The organism is Ferrovum myxofaciens (genome assembly GCF_000735045.1).
Taxonomy (GTDB): domain Bacteria; phylum Pseudomonadota; class Gammaproteobacteria; order Burkholderiales; family Ferrovaceae; genus Ferrovum; species Ferrovum myxofaciens.
In genome coordinates this window covers 1-15,577 of the sequence record NZ_JPOQ01000087.1, presented here as the reverse complement: position 1 = coordinate 15,577, position 15,577 = coordinate 1, and the positions used below count along the sequence as shown (strand labels likewise).

Below are 15,577 nucleotides of genomic sequence, written 5' to 3'. Positions count from 1 at the left end.
TCTCCGCGATATTCCCATACAGGACAGCGAGGCCACCATCCTGCGAATACGCGTGCGCGCGGTCACGGATGCAGCCGGCGCTACGATCGAGGTCGTTCTGCTCGTAACGCTCGGACTGCGAGAACGAATTGACGACGGCGACAATCGGCTTTTCGAAATCGCCATCCTTCATGCCGGTGGCGCGCCACAGCGCGCGCTCCCGCCATGTTGCGGCCTTGGGTCGTGGTACGTGAACGGTAAGTCGGCATGGGATCTCCTCAGGGTGGTGAACAATCAGGAGCATTAGGGTGCCGCGTGTACCACGAATTATCAAATTCACGACATACCCGAGGAGTTGCATTTCATTGTCCAATCCGATTTCTTCCCAAGCTCTGTCTGTAGGAAGGGGCGAACAAAACCGTCGAAAGACGTTTGAAGGACCCCGTCCAATGCTGGTAAGCCGGGTGACACACATCGCAGGTCCCGCAATGGCCTTCATGGCTTTCACCAAAATAGTCCAGCAGAACCTGGCGCCGGCACCGCTGCGTACGGATGAATCTCTCCACCCCTTCGCGCTTTCTTTGCCACACAAGTTGACGAGATGAATTTCCGGTTCCTGCCTCCTCAGCACAAAAAAGCAACCCGTCCTCAGGATGATGGAGCAACAATACTTCAGATACCTGCCCATCCCGTCCTGCTCTCCCGGTTTCCTGATAGTATCCCTCGAGAGAACGTGGGGCAGCCAGATGAATCACGAAACGAATGTCCGGCTTGTCAATGCCCATCCCAAAGGCAATCGTCGCAATCATGATCTGTCCCGATGGCTGAAGAAATTGGTTCTGCGCCTGCTCACGCAAGGCCGAACTCAATCCCGCATGATAATGAAGGCAGGGCCAACCCGCGATTTGTAGCCGCATGGCAAGACTTTCCACCATTCGGCGAGTAGGACAATACACTATTCCGCTTTGCCCACAGTGCCGCTGAAGAAAATTTTCTACCTGTGGCATGAGCGCCTTTCGCTCCATCGCACAATAATGCAGATTGGGCCGGTCGAAACTGCTGACGAAACACCGTGCCCCGTCCAATGTCAGGGATTCGCCTATTTCCTGGCGGGTGTGCACATCGGCCGTTGCCGTCACGGCAATGCGTGGAACCTCAGGATATTGCTCGGCCAGTACGGACAACTGTCGATATTCAGGCCGAAAATCATGTCCCCATTCGGCAATGCAATGACACTCATCAATGGCAAACAACGCCACTTGCCTGCCCTCGTACAATCCCTTCAGTAACGACTGAAAGTGACGCTGAACCAAACGTTCGGGAGCCAGGTAAAGGAATTTGAGTTCATGGGCCATCAACGCTTTCTGAACCTCTCTCATCTCAACTTCTGCCTGAAATGAATTGAGGCATGCCGCAGCAACCCCGCGCTTCCGGAGTGCCTGAACCTGATCCTGCATCAGGGCAATAAGCGGTGAAATGACCAGAGTCACGCCGGGTCTCAACAATCCCGGGATCTGGTAGCACAGAGACTTGCCTCCGCCGGTGGGCATCAGCACCAGTGCATGCCCCCCGCCACCGACATGATCGATCACCTCCTTCTGGAACCCACGAAATTCCGTGTATCCAAAAGTCTCACGCAAGATTTTCAGTGCAGGGTCCATGACCCCCAGTATAGACAGCCACCCAATCGGGAACGGCACCAGTAAGAATGTAGTTTCTTCGTTATAATCCCAACCAGTCCTTACTGTTCAGGAATTGACCCCAGGGTCCGACCAATAAACCCCGTCAGCCCTTCACGGTGTTCAGGCGTAGCATCAGCGTCATCGGATGCTGCGGCGATTCCCGAAAACCATGGTGCTCGTAGAACTCTTTGGCACGGTCATGAAGCGCATGCACCAGCAGCGCTCGGACACCGGCGTTCCGAGAAACCATCACTACCCGGTTGACAGCGTCTTGCAGCAGGGATGCGCCAAGTTTGATACCCTGGGCGCGATGCTCAACCGCGAGCCGAGCCAGAACCATCACCGGAACTGGATCAGGCATGTTCCGGCGCACCAAACCGGTTGCCATCGGGTGCGAGACAGCGCCAGCTGCCATGGCGTAGTAGCCGTAAACACGGCCGTCCTGATCCGCTACCACAAACGTGCGGCTGGCACCGCTCAATTGGTTGGTCATTGCGCGGCGCTTGAGCCACTCGTCGAGAACGGCCTCACCGCACTCGAATCCATCCAGAAGGTGGGTGGCCACGAGCGGCTGAGGTGCAGTGAGTTGCAAACTCATGCCTTGGCGTTGACCCAGGGAGCAGTCACGGTCATGAGACGCTCAAGACCCGGATTGTGGCTGGGCGGGGCATCGAGCATTGCAGTGAACTGCATGAACTTGTCGGCATCCATCTTGAAGAAAACCTGGTCAAGTACTACCGCTTGCGCTTTGTCGCAGGCAGCCTCGAGCATGAAGTCCGAACGGTTCTTTCCTAACAGGGTTGCGGCATGGTCAATCAAGTTTCGTTGCTCTGGCAATGCACGCAGGTTGATGGCAGCGTTGCGCATGGAATTTCCCCTCTCAATGCATACATAGTAGATACACAAAGCATAGTCGTCAGTGTAACTGTTGTCAATACATTGGTTGCCGTATTCCACACGCCGGGTCTCAACAATCCCGGGATCTGGTAGCACAGAGACTTGCCTCCGCCGGTGGGCATCAGTACCAGCGCGTTCCCCCCGCCACTGACATGATCGATCACCTCCTTCTGGAACCCACGAAATTCCGTGTATCCAAAAGTCTCACGCAAGATTTTCAGTGCATCGAGAAGCATTGCACGAACGAACTGAATATTCTTGACCGGTTCCACAGTGTCGCCAAACCGAATCTGGCACTTGACGAAGTGCGCGCCTCCGAGGCCATGCGACTGGTGTAACTATGAGAAAAGCGTATGGTTTCAGGACCTTTGAAATGCTGGAACTCGCGCTATATCATGTACTTGGAAAATTACCCGAACCAAAACTCACCCACCCATTTTACTGACGAACCTAAAAAAGCATTCATTGCTGAGACGATTGAGTTTTCTGAACACAGTGAATTTTCAGGTGATCATGAGCAACGCTTTCATTTTAGCGCGGACGTGGATCATGACTTCTGGCGGCACAACTGCCTTCTTCTTGGCCCGGCGCACTTTCCAGTCGAGTGACTTGACTTGATCAGACAACACCGCACAGTCGACGCCATCGACCTGAGTAACGACCTCAAAGGGGTGACCCTTGATCTTCGTGGTTATCGGACAACAGACCATCAAGCCTGTTTTACCGTTGTATTTGGCCGGACTGATCACCAATGCCGGGCGGTGACCCGCCTGTTCGTGCCCTGCCTGCGGGTCGAATTCAAGCCAGACAACATCGCTAGCATCGGGGATATAGCCACGTGCCGCCATCAGAGCACCTCTTTACCTACGGGTTTGCCAAAGCCGAACTCACTGTGCCCATTGCTGGCAGTGACACCACCCACCAACGCATCCAGGTCATATTCCACCTTTTTCAAAGGCTGAATGATGATGCGACCTCGTGAAACGATCAGATCCACCTTCTGCTCGAGGTGATAGCCTGCCTCCTTCAGTGCTGAAGTTGGCAGTCTCAATGCCGGGCTGTTGCCCCACTTACGGATTACGGCTTCCATGAGATTCCTCCTGTTTATGTTTCTACATTGTAGATACATTGCCCGAAAAAGGAAAGTGCTACTGTGCTACTACGTGCCCCACCTTGTACGGTGAATCGGGTCGAAGAGAGGTAAGCGTCCGGTAGACGAGCGGCCCTTTTATCCGATTCAGATTGAAGCGGAATTTTGCGACAGAGTGTCGGTCACTTTTTCCGGAACCCACGAAATTCCGTGTATCCAAAAGTCTCACGCAAGATTTTCAGTGCAGGGTCCATGACCCCCAGTATAGACAGCCACCCAATCAGGAACGGCACCGGTAAGAATGTAGTTTCTTCGTTATAATCCCAACCAGTCCTTACTGTTCAGGAATTGACCCCATGGCACAAACCGCTTCCACTATGCTCGCCCTCGGAACCCAGGCACCGGATTTTTCTCTCCCGGACGCCGATGGCAAAATCTGGCGGCTTTCCGACCTGGCAAACCAGAAGCCCCTGCTGGTCATCTTCCTGTGCAACCATTGCCCTTATGTCATCCATATCCGCGAAAAACTGGCTGAGGTCACCGGTCGATTCATGACCCGGGGCTTGGCCGTGGTGGGCATCAACGCCAATGATGCCGCCCGCTACCCCTTGGACAATCCGGAAAAGATGAAGGAGGAAAGTCTCCTCGCTGGCTATGCCTTCCCTTATCTGTATGATGAATCCCAGACCGTCGCCCAAACCTACCAAGCCGCCTGTACCCCGGACTTTTTTCTCTTTGATCGCCATCATCAACTGGTTTATCGGGGACAGTTCGACGGAAGTCGTCCAAAAAACGCAGAACCAGTCACCGGCAAGGATCTCATCACCGCGTTGGAAGCCGTCCTCATCGACGCACCGCAGGTCACGGATCAGTTTCCCAGCCTGGGCTGCAATATCAAATGGAAGGAAGGAAACGAGCCCGATTACTTCTAACGGGTATTACAGTTGCCCCACTGACGATGAAAGGGTGCGGTTGGAGGTCGCGCAAAATAACGCATATACTACGTCATCACCTAATTAAAGGGGGGAGCCGACTCATGTCGAAAGAAGCCGTTTTCACGATGAAGTTGGAGCCGGAACTGCGCGCCGAATTCATGGCCGAGGCTGAGGCAACACACCGGCCCGCGTCTCAAGTGCTCCGCGAGTTGATGCGCGAATTTGTACGGCAGCAACGCAACGCAAGGGAATATGAGGATTTTCTGCGCGTCAAAGTAGAGGCTGGTCGAATCTCGATGGGTGCCAGCGTTGGCCGGTCGAATGAGGATGTTGAAGCCGAGTTTGCCGCACGGCGGACCGCCGTGGCAGTTCAGGCGTGAGGGTCATTTGGACGCCAGAAGCGCAGCAGGATCGCGCTGATGTGTGGGACCATATCGTAGCCGACAACCCACGGGCCGCCGACCATCCCAACCTAGGGCAGCTTGGCAAGATTCAGGGCACCCGCGAACTGATCCCCCATGACAGTTATCGTCTGGTGTACGAAATCAGCGGGGAAACCGTGTGGATGCTGGCCTTGGTTCATACCTCCCGGCAGTGGCCACCAGTGCGGAAGTGAAGGGAAGGCAGTGTTCCAGGGGACATCACGTTTGTCAGCAACTTCTGCAGCGCCTGCGCCTCGACCTGCAGCATCCCCTGTTGCATTCCCTCGGATTTGTAGCCAAGTGCCTACTCTTTCAATCGATCTGCCCGCATGATTCCGCTGGTTCGTTGGATCTTTCTATTTTTGACCACTGGTATTTGCACGGCACTTTCCGCATCATCCACGGGGCCACGGCCTATCTCTGAGGCTCGATGACTACATGGGATTGTTGAAAAAAGTTTCTGTGGTATGTATTGGCGCAGGCCCGGCAGGATTGACCGCGGGTTATTTACTCACCCGTGACTGTCAGGGGGCAAGGGTCACGGTCCTGGAGCAGGACGAATCCTATGTCGGAGGCATATCACGCACCGTACTGTACAAAGGATTCTGCTTCGATATCGGCGGTCATCGGTTCTTCTCCAAATCTACGGAGATCGAACATTTGTGGGATGAGTTGTTGGGAGAAGATTTTTTGTTGCGTCCCCGCAAGTCACGCATTTTATATCGCGGCAAATTGTTTGATTATCCCCTCAGGGCTTTTGATGCACTCGGGAAATTGGGGGTTAGCGAGGCATTGCGTTGTATTCTGTCCTATCTTCGCGTGTGCTTGCAACCAGCAAAGGAGCCCAGGAACTTTGAAGAGTGGGTAACCCATCATTTTGGACGCCGGCTGTTCGAGATTTTTTTCAAGACCTATACCGAGAAGGTATGGGGAATGAAATGCACGGAAATCTCCGCCGACTGGGCGGCTCAGCGCATCAAAGGGCTGTCTCTGTTCAAGGCGATCTGGCACGCCTTGCGACCGCAAGCCATAGCCTCGGGAGAACGACAGGACACCATCAAGACCCTGGTCACCCAGTTTCATTATCCTCGTCGAGGCCCCGGTATGTTATGGTCGGCAGCAGCCAAGCGTATCGAACAGCAGGGAGGGGAAGTACTCCTGGGGCAGCGTGTGGTGGAGTTGAAAGATTGCGGACCGGGTATGGGCTGGGAGGTGACCACTCGCAGTGGAGAAGGTCAGGAACGAAAATTTCTTTGTGATCATGTCATCAGCAGCATGCCGCTGCGTTCTCTCGGGTTGATTTTGCAACCAACACTACCGGAAACCATTCTGCAGGCCACAAACAGCCTGCGTTATCGGGATTTTCTGGTGGTGGCATTGATCGTACGAGAGCGTCATCGATTTGACGATAACTGGATCTACATTCATGATCCCGGCGTCAAGGTGGGACGTATTCAGAACTTCAAATCCTGGTCTCCCGACATGGTGCCGGACCCCGCACTCAACTGCTATGGAATGGAGTATTTTTGCTTCGAGGGGGATGGTTTATGGACGGCGACCGATGCGGAACTCGTTGATTTGGCATCCCAAGAGTTGATTCAGTTGGGGCTGGCCTTGCCGGACGAGATCGTGGATGGAACAGTAGTTCGTCAGCCCAAGGCTTATCCCGTTTATGACGAGGGTTATGAAGAACGAATCGGAACGATTCGTGATTATCTGGAAGCCCATTGTTCAACCTTGCACCTCGTGGGTCGCAATGGCATGCACAAATACAACAACCAGGATCATGCCATGATGACGGCATTGCTCACCGTTAAAAATATCTTGGCAGGGAAACGGATATTTGATGTTTGGCAAGTCAATCAGGATGCGGAGTACCACGAAGAAGAAAACTCACGCCATGAAAGATGCAGTGGTTTGCCTCAGGAAGAAGGGGTGGAAGAGCGACATGTTCCCGCAAAAGTATCCAGTCGTTGAGACAAAGGACATCCCGAAGGTGGTGGTAGATGTCTCGGAAGGCGGCTCCTGCACAGAAAAACCGAGCCGATTGAGTCTCATTCTGCTTCTGTTGATATTGTGGTTGGTGACTCGCCCCTATGAAGGAATTCTCTGGGACTCGGAATATTACACTGTTCAGGCGCTGCATTTTCTGTGGCCGGACCGCTATGCCAACGACCTGTATTTTGCCTTTGGGTCACAGGATCAGTTTTCCATTTTTTCCAGAATCTACGGACCAGCCATCGCCTCATTGGGGCTGGCGCACGCCCACATCGCCCTGACACTTCTGACCCAATTGGCTTGGGTAAGTGGACTGGTCTACTTGGCAAAAGGAATGTTTCAAGAGAAGTGGGCCTATCTTGCCATGGCGGGCGTCATCGTATTTCCCGGATCAGCCGGTTTGGTTTTTCATTATGGCGAACCGATTCTCACCCCCCGTATATTGGCTGAAGCTCTCACACTTGTAGCTTTGGGCGCCATTTGGCGCGAACGGATATTCTTTTCCTTGGGCTTATTGGGTGTAGGGACGGTCATTCATCCCCTGATGACTCTTCCGGGAATCGTATTCTGGTTTTTGTGGTTTTTTGGGCGGAAAAAAACCGGCTGGTGGGCCTGTGCGCTGGCAGGCACGATCGTCCTTGGATTGGCGGCGAGCGGAGTACAGCCCTTCGTTCGACTGACACAGCCCTTTGACCCAGTGTGGCTAAACATTGTGCATCAGCGCAGCCCCTATTGTTTCATCTCCCAATGGGGGATGGGGGAGTGGTCTGCAGTGATTCATACGGTTTTATTGACGCTTTGGGCAATGCAAAAAGCAGGAAACAAAGAACGACAGTTCTTGAAACTGGCATCGCTGATTGGGGTGGGCGGGATTGTTTTGAGTTGGCTGGGAGGAGACTTATTAAAAAATGTTTTGATCCTGGATGCCCAGTTATGGCGCGCAATGTGGATGGTGAGTCTGATTTCTCATTTGTTTATTGCACAGAGGTTGATCACATTGTTCCACGATCCTCGCAGTTACCATGCCCGATGGCTGTGGATGGGTGCGTTTTTATTGACTTTATTGGCAGGATTTCATGGGGGATTCTATTTACTGGCTACCCCACTCATGGCGGTGGCTTTTCTGGTACAGCAGTGGGAAGAACGAACTCCAGAACCTTTACCCCTTTGGGGACGGTGGTTGGTGGCCTCATTTTTTCTGGTGGTATTTTTCCAGACGGCGTTTTTCTTCTGGAATACTTTCATCCTAGATACTGTTCGCGGCGAAACCGCGCATGTACTCTTAATAGAGTTTGTGTTCACGTTGGGTGCACTTATGTTGATGAGTCTCTCTCTCAAAGAATCGTGTGCCGGTTTCTCCACGAAGTCATCTGTTCGCATTCGCTTCGGGATGATCAATTTATTGCTGCTGGGGTCTCTGATGGTATGGGACCAACGATCGCCGTGGATCAAGAGTATAGATGAGGCTTCTGGCCCCCCTTCCGATCTGTCCAAAATCCTCCCGCAGGGGCGTCCCATCTACTGGGAGGGAGATTTGACCGTTCCTTGGTTTCTGCTGCGGCGCTCAAGTTATTTTTCCTGTTCTCAGGGGACCGGCTCTTTGTTTTCCAGGGAGACGGCGATAAATTACTGGCAGCGTTATCAGAGTTTCCAACCCTTGCATACCACGGAATTTTCTGTCGGTTCTTCTTTTTGTACTCCGCTTCCAGGTGAAGAGACTTCAGGGTCACCCACGCAGGAACAAGTTAAAAAAGTTTGCCGTGAAAATCCCGGTCTGGGTGGCATGGTGCTATTGCACTCCATAGAAGGGATGCATCCGAAAATCTGGAATTCCCCCATCCCATTCACTTATCTAAAATCCATTGGCCATAGCAAAAGGTGGGTGACTGCTGATCGGTTTTATATCTATGGCTGCCCCATTCAGAAGTAATCCGGATCATGGTTCGCATACTGCCTGATTCTCCTCAGTACTGGAAATGCGACGCCAGATCATGCCCATGGCGATCCACAGGATGAATGGGGCGATCTGCACATTCGTCACCCCAACCAGCAGACGTCCGGCTACGGGAAGAATCCAGAGCACCAATACCATCCAGCGCTCCCCTGGGTACCACCCCTCGGTTTGGCCGTTTTCCAGCATGAAAATCAAAACATAGCCCAGCCAGATGAGGTCATAATCCATCAGATAGGGACTGGTCATCAAACTGACGAGGATCAGGGTTGTCCCACGCCACTGCCACTCCGTGGTCCGTTTCCATACCAACGTCAGCCAGCCCCAACTGATGGCTGCCAGCGTCCAGTGAATACCATAGGCCGTGAGTGAAGATACCCCGAACAAACGTAACTGTGCATACACAGTGGGCATATTGAGCCAGTAATGACTGCCCATCCCGTCCTGTTCCATCATGCGCCGGGCAAGGCCCATCCCTTGCCACCAACCCCAGAAGACGGCATCCCCCAGAACAGCGACCGCTATCCCATTGCTGATCAGCACTACGGCTGCGGCCACCGCCAGATCTCGCCAGGCCCGATTCAATAACAAGACAAAGGGGAAAACCAGACCCAATTGCGGTTTCATAGCCAGCAACCCGATCCAGACCCCAGTCCACCCGGAGTTTTTGCGCAGGGACAAAAGGGCAGCCCCACATAAGGCTGCCGTCAAAAACCCATTTTGTCCATGCAGAAAATTCAACCATACCCCACCAAAGGAACCCAGGAACCAGTAGGTGGAGGGCTTGACCGAATAGCGTCTCAACACCTTGACCCACGCCCCCAATGTCGGCAAAATCCACGCAAGATAAGCGGGGAAATAGTGGGGGAGAAACCCCAAGGGCAGAATCAATAAATAATAGGCGGGGGGATAAAACCAACCGAAATGTCCTTTAATGGTAGGAACAAAATACGCCAACGTGGCATGGAGAATCGGTTCCTGATAGGCCGCCCCTGCCCTGCCCTGCAACGCCATCACCGCCGCCACCCAATAGACCGACAGATCGGAAACCATCAGAAAGCCGTTTTTGGAGACCGCCGAGGAAAACCCCACAAAAAACAGGGCAATTGCTCCGTAAATCCCCACGCCAATGGCACCCAAGCGGGTGGTTTGTGACGGATCCAGACGCAGATAGATTTTAGCCATTGGGCAATGAGGTTTCCTGGCTTCTTCTCCAAACCCACCAGAATGCGGCCATCAAGGAGAGTTGTGCGATGGGCAGAGTCCAGTTCCGGTGTGTCGTCACATAGGTCAATGCGGGAACCACCCACACCATCACCATCAGGGTCTTTTCCACCGGTTGACTTTTCCCTACCAAACCCCGTCCCCACCAGACACCCCAGACCGCCAGCCAGGTCAGATCATATTGCAGTACATAGGGACTGACCATCAAGGATCCCAGGATCAGCAAAGCATATTTTGAAGAACGGGCCACCGGGCTACGCCAAACTTTCCAGAGGCACCACGCAACCATCCCCGCCATCCCTCCCTGAACCATTTCCGCCCCTGTTTGACTTCCCCCCCATTGCCGAACCCAGGAATAATAAGAGGTGACTTTGAGCAGATGTTCCAACCCGGCCTGTCCCAGTTCCTGATGGGCCCGAAGCAGCGCCTGGGCCCAGGCCATCCAAGCTTCCGTACCATACACCAGCAAGCTAGTCAGCACCAGAAAACATACCGTCACCGTGGCACTGATGAGGCAACGCCATTCCCGTCCCGCCACCAGCACCAGGGGGAAGAGAACCCCCAGTTGCGGTTTGAAGCTCAGCAACCCAAGGGCAATACCCGCCAGGATTGGTTTTTTTTCCAGCCAGTACAAACCCCAAGCCACCAATCCCGCAGTCAGAAAACCATTCTGTCCGAAGTTCAGATTGAGCCAGAGCCCGGAAAACCCAAATAATGCCCAGAGGGTTGCCCGGCTTGGCCAGGTCACATAAATTCCGGAACAGAAAAGTGCTGCGGAGAGCCCCATGAAGCATCCATAACTCACCAAAGCCGTCAATCCGGAAAACGGATAAAGATAAAAGAAGAAATAGGGGGGATAGAACCAGCCAAAGGTGACGGATTCACGCTGATCAAGAAACCCCACCAAGTGCTGCCCCACGAGATCCGCCAAGTAGGCGGATTTAGCCTGACCCTGAGCCGCCAGGCGGACCATGGTCCAGAACACCCCATAGTCCAGAAACAGGGGTTTTCCACCCGGATGAAACCAGCGGGAACCGTACAATTCCCGACCATACAGAATCAGAAAAAACAGTCCAAAAACTGCTCCGTACAGTGAGACACGCCGAGCAGTCAACCAGGGTATCCTGTCCCCCTGACGAACCCCTGCGGATTCGTCACTGGTGGTGGAAGGAAGACAGGGCATTATGAAGGGGAGGGGCGAGAATCAGAATGAACAGGAGCGGAAAGATGCACAAGATGAGAGGAAGGAGGATTTTTGTCGGGATCTTGGCCGCCTGTTCTTCCGCTTTCAGGCGTCGGTCCAGTCGCAAACTTTCAGAATAGACCCGCAAGGATTCGGCAATGCTGGTTCCAAACTTTTCCGACTGAATGAGCGAAGACACCATGGCTTCCACATCCCGAATGCCCACCCGTTCCGCCATGTTGGCCAAGGCCTGATTGCGACTGGCACCCGCCCGTTGTTCCAGAACCACCTGACGCAATTCATCGGCCAGGGCCCGGCTGCGGATACGCATTTCTTCCCCCACCCGGGCCAGTCCGGCATCCGCAGACAAGCCCGCCTCCACACAGGTCCGCAGCAAATCCAGCGCGTCCGGAAAATTTTTGGACAATTCTTCGCGCCGTCGGGCGACCATTTTACTCAGCACGATATTGGGCAGAAAGTACCCCCCCGCCGCCATGAAAAAAACCACATAGGCGATCAGGGCAGGTTTCCAGGTCGGTTGAAAAATCAGCACCCCCAATAAAAAGGTGAGGGGCATCACCAGGGTCAACAATGTCTTGAAGGAAAAATAAACGACTTTGGCTGATTCATTCCGATACCCAGCGGACTGTAACTGCTTGGTCAGCGCCGAAACCTCTTCCGGTTTCGCTTTATCCTCCTGCATGGAAAAACGGGCCAGGGGACTGATCCGCTTCTTCAGTTGTTGCCTTGCAACCTCGACTTGGGACCGGGTCCCAAATTCGATCTGACGCTCGCCCTGTACCGATTTTTTCAAGCGGCGCGCGGCGGGCGGGTTGATCTGATTCCACAGAACCATCCCCATACCCAGGATCAACAGAACGGCAACCCCTCCCACCGCCAGGATGAACAGATCCATTACCGATACCCCCCAACGTTCATGGGTTCTATACCTTGATCGTCGTCACGCTTTTCATCCACAGGATACCCAGGACGAACAATCCCGCCATCCCCTTCACCAACTGCTGTCCCATGGGTTCTTTCCAGAAATAGGACAAATAATCCGGGCTCATCACCGTCATCAACAAACCAAAAGCCACGGGCAACAAACACAGGATCCAGGCCGAAACTCGCCCTTCCGCCGACAACACCCGGATAGTGCGCCGCAACTTCTGGCGCTCACGCATCAACTTGGCCAACTCCTGCAGCAAGTTGCTCAGGCTCCCCCCCGTATCCAGTTGAATCAATACCGTCAGGACAAAGTAACGCACATCCATCAATTCGACCCGCTGGGCCAGTCCCAACACGGCCTCGCGAATGGAGGAACCATAGGTCACCTCATCGGAGGTCATACGAAATTCACTGCCAATCGGTTCGGGACTTTGTTGCCCAACCACCCGGAAGGCCCCGGAAAACGCGTGACCGGCCCGCAGTGACTGGGCCAGCATATCCAGGGCATCGGGCAATTGTTCCTCGATTTTGGTACTCCGCGCATGCACCCAGTGCCGCAACAGGGCCAGAGGCGCAAAAGCCCCTATCGCCCCCAGAGGAAGCGCCAGAACCCCCAGGCCAAATCCCCACCCGAGCCCCAGTCCCAGTACCCCGCTGGCCCCCATGTATCCCAGGACCTGAGCCACGGTCATCTTTTTCCCGCTTCGACCAATCAGAAGGTAAAGGGCTTCCAACCGGGAAAATTGTTTCAGTTGCTCGTCCAGCGCGGGATTCTGGGCATAGGCCCCTTTCTTGATCCAACTTTTTTCAATCGTCGGCATGTCGTCCATGATCAGACTGAAGCGCATCTTGAATCGTTTGGAATGGTCTGCTGCCGAACGATTACCGAAGAAGGTCAGCGTAAACTCCAGCAGCCCAAACAGGGCCAGAAACCCCATGATCAGCAGCAGATAACCCCAAAAGTCGAGAGTATTCATCGCGAGGCATCCGGGTCAAACAGACGTTCCGGCAATGCCGAGCCATGGGATAACAGACGATCCATGAACCGGGGTCTGACCCCCGTTGCCCGATGGCGCCCCAGAACTGCCCCGTCTGCCGCAATGCCGGTTTGCTGGAACTTGAAAATTTCCTGGGTGGTGATCATATCTCCTTCCATCCCGGTAATTTCAAGAATGCTCATGACCTTGCGTTTCCCATCGCTGAGGCGGGAGGCCTGGATGATAGCCGTTAGGGCCGACACGATGGTCTGGCGCAAGGGACGCACGGGGATCACTATCCCCGAGATTCCCACCATGTTTTCCAGACGACTCAGGGCATCATGGGCATTGTTGGCATGGATGGTGGCCATGGACCCCTCATGCCCCGTATTCATCGCCTGAAACATATCGATCACTTCGGCCCCCCGCACTTCCCCGATGATGACCCGATCCGGTCTCATCCGCAAACTGTTGCGAATCAAGGCCCGTTGGTTGATTTCCCCCGTGCCTTCCACATTGGCCGGACGTGTCTCCAGACGGACTACATGGGGTTGTTGAAGACGCAATTCTGCAGCATCTTCGATGGTCACCAAACGTTCATCATCCGGAATGAAACTGGACAGTACGTTGAGCAGGGTCGTTTTTCCGCTTCCGGTTCCGCCCGAGATCAGGATATTCAGGCGGGACTTGACCATGGCAGCGATCAACATGGACATTTCCGGGGTCATGCTGCCGTAATCCACCAGATCGTGCACACTGAGGGGAACTGCCGGAAAACGGCGAATGGACAGGGCCGCACCATCCAGCGCCAGAGGAGGAATGATGGCATTGACCCGTGACCCGTCCGGCAAACGGGCATCCACCATGGGACTGGATTCATCGACCCGGCGCCCGATGCGGGACACGATCTTGTCGATGATGCGAATCAGATGCTCCTCATCCGTGAACTTGACATCGGTCAGTTCCAGTTTACCCTTGCGTTCCACGAATACCGTGAAGGGTCCATTGACCAGGATGTCGGAGATGGTCGGATCCGCCAGCAACGACTCCAGGGGACCCAACCCCATGACTTCATTCTGGATGGCCGTTACCAAAGCGCGACGTTGGCTGTCACTCATCTCAAGGTGGCGTTCCTTGATGGTCTCTTCGACAAAACTGGCCAGCCGCTGACGCAATTGTTCCTCGGAGATTTGCTCCATCATGGACAAATCAAATTTCTTGAGCAGGTCCTGATGGATCTGCGACTTCAGGCGAGAGGCTTCCACGTCCACCCGATGTACAGCGGGAATCGCCACCTCTCGTCCTCCCCCCGTTGCCGGCGGGGGCACGGAAGAATTCAGCAAATCGCGCAGTAGGGACACTTTGATCCTCCTTCTATCATCCTCATCCAGCCTTCCAATCCTCTGTTTCAGGAAGATCTGAAGAGTGACGTGAGTTTACTCAACAATGAATGGTCCACATTCACCACTTTTTCCTCGGATTTCACGCCCAACAACTGGTTGCTCCACTGAATCAGTGCCTGGGTCAAAATCCCCTGGGGAGCGACCTCCATAAGCGGTTTCCCGGTATTGATCGAGGTATTGACATTGAAAAAGTCATTGGGCAAGCGCACGACAAACTTGGCTTGAAGGGCATTCTCGATATCCGTCATGGGCAGATCGTCCTTGTTGCCCTGGCGATTGGCCACCAGCTGAATTTTGGACTCAGGGTAATGCAGGGCCCGAAAAGTGCGTTGCAGCCGCTGCATGCCACGCACAAAGGGCAGGACGGTCTGCATGACGGGAAAAACCACATCCGACCGATCCATGACCCGCAGTGCAATGGGTTCCAGGGTGCGTGCCAGATCGATACAGACGAAATCGTAATGGCGCACCGCCACAGAAATGATGTCATCCACCTGATCCGGTGTGATACCCACGGACATTTCAGGATTCTGGGGAGCCCTCAACAACCAGAAAGTCTGCTCGATCTGTATGCTGGCCGACTCGATGACTGGACCGGACAAATGGGGGCGTGCCACCAGATCTGCAATACTCTTGATACTGTCATCGTCGGTCAGGCAAAATGACGCATCGGAAAACTCCAGATCCAGATCGATCATCAACACCCGTTTTTTATGCACCTTGGCCAGAATATAAGCGAGATTGCTGGAAATGAAGGAAGCCCTATAGTGGACCCTGAAATCAAGACAGTAGTTTATGCTGTGCGCTGTCATAAGGGATGAGCGAAATGAGCGAAGCGAAGAAGAGGAAAGTTCACACCCCCGAGTTCAAGGCGAAGGTAGGCCTTGA

At 53.9% G+C, this 15,577-nt stretch carries 17 protein-coding genes and 1 pseudogene; 6 read left to right on the top strand and 12 right to left on the bottom strand.

The window, feature by feature from the left end:
- Positions 1-341: 341 nt before the first annotated feature.
- The 4 genes and pseudogenes from IV91_RS0110645 to IV91_RS19765 all read right to left on the bottom strand — a co-directional run.
- Positions 342-1,640 (bottom strand): RecQ family ATP-dependent DNA helicase, encoded by a 1,299-nt coding sequence (locus tag IV91_RS0110645; protein ID WP_051862558.1) that lies wholly within the window; start codon positions 1,638-1,640, stop codon positions 342-344.
- Positions 1,641-1,764: 124 nt separating this feature from the next.
- Positions 1,765-2,259 carry a GNAT family N-acetyltransferase gene (locus IV91_RS0110640; RefSeq protein ID WP_031598228.1) on the bottom strand — a complete coding sequence of 165 codons (495 nt, stop codon included), beginning with the start codon at positions 2,257-2,259 and terminating at the stop codon, positions 1,765-1,767.
- A complete protein-coding gene (locus tag IV91_RS0110635) occupies positions 2,256-2,528 on the bottom strand; it encodes a type II toxin-antitoxin system TacA family antitoxin (RefSeq protein ID WP_031598227.1) in 273 nt (90 codons plus the stop codon). Before IV91_RS0110635 ends, IV91_RS0110640 begins: the two co-directional genes overlap by 4 nt.
- A gap of 92 nt (positions 2,529-2,620) precedes the next feature.
- Positions 2,621-2,794 (bottom strand): annotated as a pseudogene (locus IV91_RS19765) (DEAD/DEAH box helicase); the annotation flags it as partial.
- On the opposite strand from IV91_RS19765, the gene IV91_RS19615 reads away from it, so the two are divergent.
- Positions 2,711-2,896 (top strand): hypothetical protein, encoded by a 186-nt coding sequence (locus tag IV91_RS19615; RefSeq protein ID WP_031598226.1) that lies wholly within the window; start codon positions 2,711-2,713, stop codon positions 2,894-2,896. The pseudogene IV91_RS19765 and the gene IV91_RS19615 sit on opposite strands and share 84 nt — an antisense overlap.
- A gap of 165 nt (positions 2,897-3,061) precedes the next feature.
- Here IV91_RS19615 and mazF read toward each other — a convergent pair whose 3' ends face one another.
- Both mazF and IV91_RS0110620 read right to left on the bottom strand, forming a co-directional pair.
- On the bottom strand, positions 3,062-3,406 hold the full coding sequence (gene mazF / locus IV91_RS0110625; protein ID WP_031598225.1) for an endoribonuclease MazF: 345 nt from the start codon (positions 3,404-3,406) through the stop codon (positions 3,062-3,064).
- Positions 3,406-3,648 (bottom strand): AbrB/MazE/SpoVT family DNA-binding domain-containing protein, encoded by a 243-nt coding sequence (locus IV91_RS0110620; RefSeq protein ID WP_031598224.1) that lies wholly within the window; start codon positions 3,646-3,648, stop codon positions 3,406-3,408. Before IV91_RS0110620 ends, mazF begins: the two co-directional genes overlap by 1 nt.
- A gap of 356 nt (positions 3,649-4,004) precedes the next feature.
- Here IV91_RS0110620 and IV91_RS0110615 point away from each other — a divergent pair, with 356 nt between their 5' ends.
- The 5 genes from IV91_RS0110615 (at position 4,005) to IV91_RS0110590 (ending at position 8,933) form a co-directional block, all read left to right on the top strand.
- Positions 4,005-4,580: a thioredoxin family protein gene (locus tag IV91_RS0110615; RefSeq protein WP_031598223.1), complete on the top strand. Its 576-nt coding sequence runs from the start codon at positions 4,005-4,007 to the stop codon at positions 4,578-4,580.
- Positions 4,581-4,684: 104 nt separating this feature from the next.
- On the top strand, positions 4,685-4,963 hold the full coding sequence (locus IV91_RS0110610; protein WP_031598222.1) for a hypothetical protein: 279 nt from the start codon (positions 4,685-4,687) through the stop codon (positions 4,961-4,963).
- Complete coding sequence (locus IV91_RS0110605) at positions 4,960-5,199, top strand: type II toxin-antitoxin system RelE/ParE family toxin (RefSeq protein ID WP_031598221.1); 240 nt, start codon at positions 4,960-4,962, stop codon at positions 5,197-5,199. The genes IV91_RS0110610 and IV91_RS0110605 overlap by 4 nt, the downstream gene beginning before the upstream one ends.
- Positions 5,200-5,443: 244 nt before the next feature.
- Positions 5,444-6,982 (top strand): NAD(P)/FAD-dependent oxidoreductase, encoded by a 1,539-nt coding sequence (locus tag IV91_RS0110595; RefSeq protein WP_031598219.1) that lies wholly within the window; start codon positions 5,444-5,446, stop codon positions 6,980-6,982.
- Positions 6,954-8,933, top strand: coding sequence for a spermidine synthase family protein (locus IV91_RS0110590; RefSeq protein ID WP_031598218.1), 1,980 nt, complete (start codon positions 6,954-6,956; stop codon positions 8,931-8,933). The genes IV91_RS0110595 and IV91_RS0110590 overlap by 29 nt, the downstream gene beginning before the upstream one ends.
- A gap of 6 nt (positions 8,934-8,939) precedes the next feature.
- Here the strand turns inward: IV91_RS0110590 and IV91_RS0110585 are convergent, their stop codons facing one another.
- The 6 genes from IV91_RS0110585 to IV91_RS0110560 form a co-directional block, all read right to left on the bottom strand.
- Positions 8,940-10,139 (bottom strand): glycosyltransferase family 87 protein, encoded by a 1,200-nt coding sequence (locus tag IV91_RS0110585; protein ID WP_031598217.1) that lies wholly within the window; start codon positions 10,137-10,139, stop codon positions 8,940-8,942.
- Entirely contained in the window at positions 10,132-11,292 is a 1,161-nt protein-coding gene (locus tag IV91_RS0110580; RefSeq protein ID WP_031598216.1) for a glycosyltransferase family 87 protein, read from the bottom strand. The genes IV91_RS0110585 and IV91_RS0110580 overlap by 8 nt, the downstream gene beginning before the upstream one ends.
- A gap of 40 nt (positions 11,293-11,332) precedes the next feature.
- Positions 11,333-12,277 (bottom strand): type II secretion system F family protein, encoded by a 945-nt coding sequence (locus IV91_RS15880; RefSeq protein ID WP_051862556.1) that lies wholly within the window; start codon positions 12,275-12,277, stop codon positions 11,333-11,335.
- A 28-nt stretch (positions 12,278-12,305) separates the two neighbouring features.
- Positions 12,306-13,286 (bottom strand): type II secretion system F family protein, encoded by a 981-nt coding sequence (locus IV91_RS0110570; RefSeq protein WP_051862554.1) that lies wholly within the window; start codon positions 13,284-13,286, stop codon positions 12,306-12,308.
- Positions 13,283-14,581 (bottom strand): CpaF family protein, encoded by a 1,299-nt coding sequence (locus IV91_RS0110565; protein WP_411463946.1) that lies wholly within the window; start codon positions 14,579-14,581, stop codon positions 13,283-13,285. The genes IV91_RS0110570 and IV91_RS0110565 overlap by 4 nt, the downstream gene beginning before the upstream one ends.
- A gap of 113 nt (positions 14,582-14,694) precedes the next feature.
- The gene (locus tag IV91_RS0110560; RefSeq protein ID WP_084190050.1) at positions 14,695-15,501 is read right to left on the bottom strand and encodes an AAA family ATPase; all 807 of its coding nucleotides are present in this window, start codon (positions 15,499-15,501) and stop codon (positions 14,695-14,697) included.
- Positions 15,502-15,577: the final 76 nt, after the last annotated feature.

Excerpts from the sequence above, each read along its gene's own strand:
- IV91_RS0110645 (WP_051862558.1), bottom strand. The coding sequence starts at position 1,640 with ATGGACCCTGCACTGAAAATCTTGCGTGAGACTTTTGGATACACGGAA.
- IV91_RS0110640 (WP_031598228.1), bottom strand. The coding sequence starts at position 2,259 with ATGAGTTTGCAACTCACTGCACCTCAGCCGCTCGTGGCCACCCACCTT.
- IV91_RS0110635 (WP_031598227.1), bottom strand. The coding sequence starts at position 2,528 with ATGCGCAACGCTGCCATCAACCTGCGTGCATTGCCAGAGCAACGAAAC.
- IV91_RS19615 (WP_031598226.1), top strand. The coding sequence starts at position 2,711 with ATGATCGATCACCTCCTTCTGGAACCCACGAAATTCCGTGTATCCAAA.
- mazF (WP_031598225.1), bottom strand. The coding sequence starts at position 3,406 with ATGGCGGCACGTGGCTATATCCCCGATGCTAGCGATGTTGTCTGGCTT.
- IV91_RS0110620 (WP_031598224.1), bottom strand. The coding sequence starts at position 3,648 with ATGGAAGCCGTAATCCGTAAGTGGGGCAACAGCCCGGCATTGAGACTG.
- IV91_RS0110615 (WP_031598223.1), top strand. The coding sequence starts at position 4,005 with ATGGCACAAACCGCTTCCACTATGCTCGCCCTCGGAACCCAGGCACCG.
- IV91_RS0110610 (WP_031598222.1), top strand. The coding sequence starts at position 4,685 with ATGTCGAAAGAAGCCGTTTTCACGATGAAGTTGGAGCCGGAACTGCGC.
- IV91_RS0110595 (WP_031598219.1), top strand. The coding sequence starts at position 5,444 with ATGGGATTGTTGAAAAAAGTTTCTGTGGTATGTATTGGCGCAGGCCCG.
- IV91_RS0110590 (WP_031598218.1), top strand. The coding sequence starts at position 6,954 with ATGTTCCCGCAAAAGTATCCAGTCGTTGAGACAAAGGACATCCCGAAG.
- IV91_RS0110585 (WP_031598217.1), bottom strand. The coding sequence starts at position 10,139 with ATGGCTAAAATCTATCTGCGTCTGGATCCGTCACAAACCACCCGCTTG.
- IV91_RS15880 (WP_051862556.1), bottom strand. The coding sequence starts at position 12,277 with ATGGATCTGTTCATCCTGGCGGTGGGAGGGGTTGCCGTTCTGTTGATC.
- IV91_RS0110570 (WP_051862554.1), bottom strand. The coding sequence starts at position 13,286 with ATGAATACTCTCGACTTTTGGGGTTATCTGCTGCTGATCATGGGGTTT.
- IV91_RS0110560 (WP_084190050.1), bottom strand. The coding sequence starts at position 15,501 with ATGACAGCGCACAGCATAAACTACTGTCTTGATTTCAGGGTCCACTAT.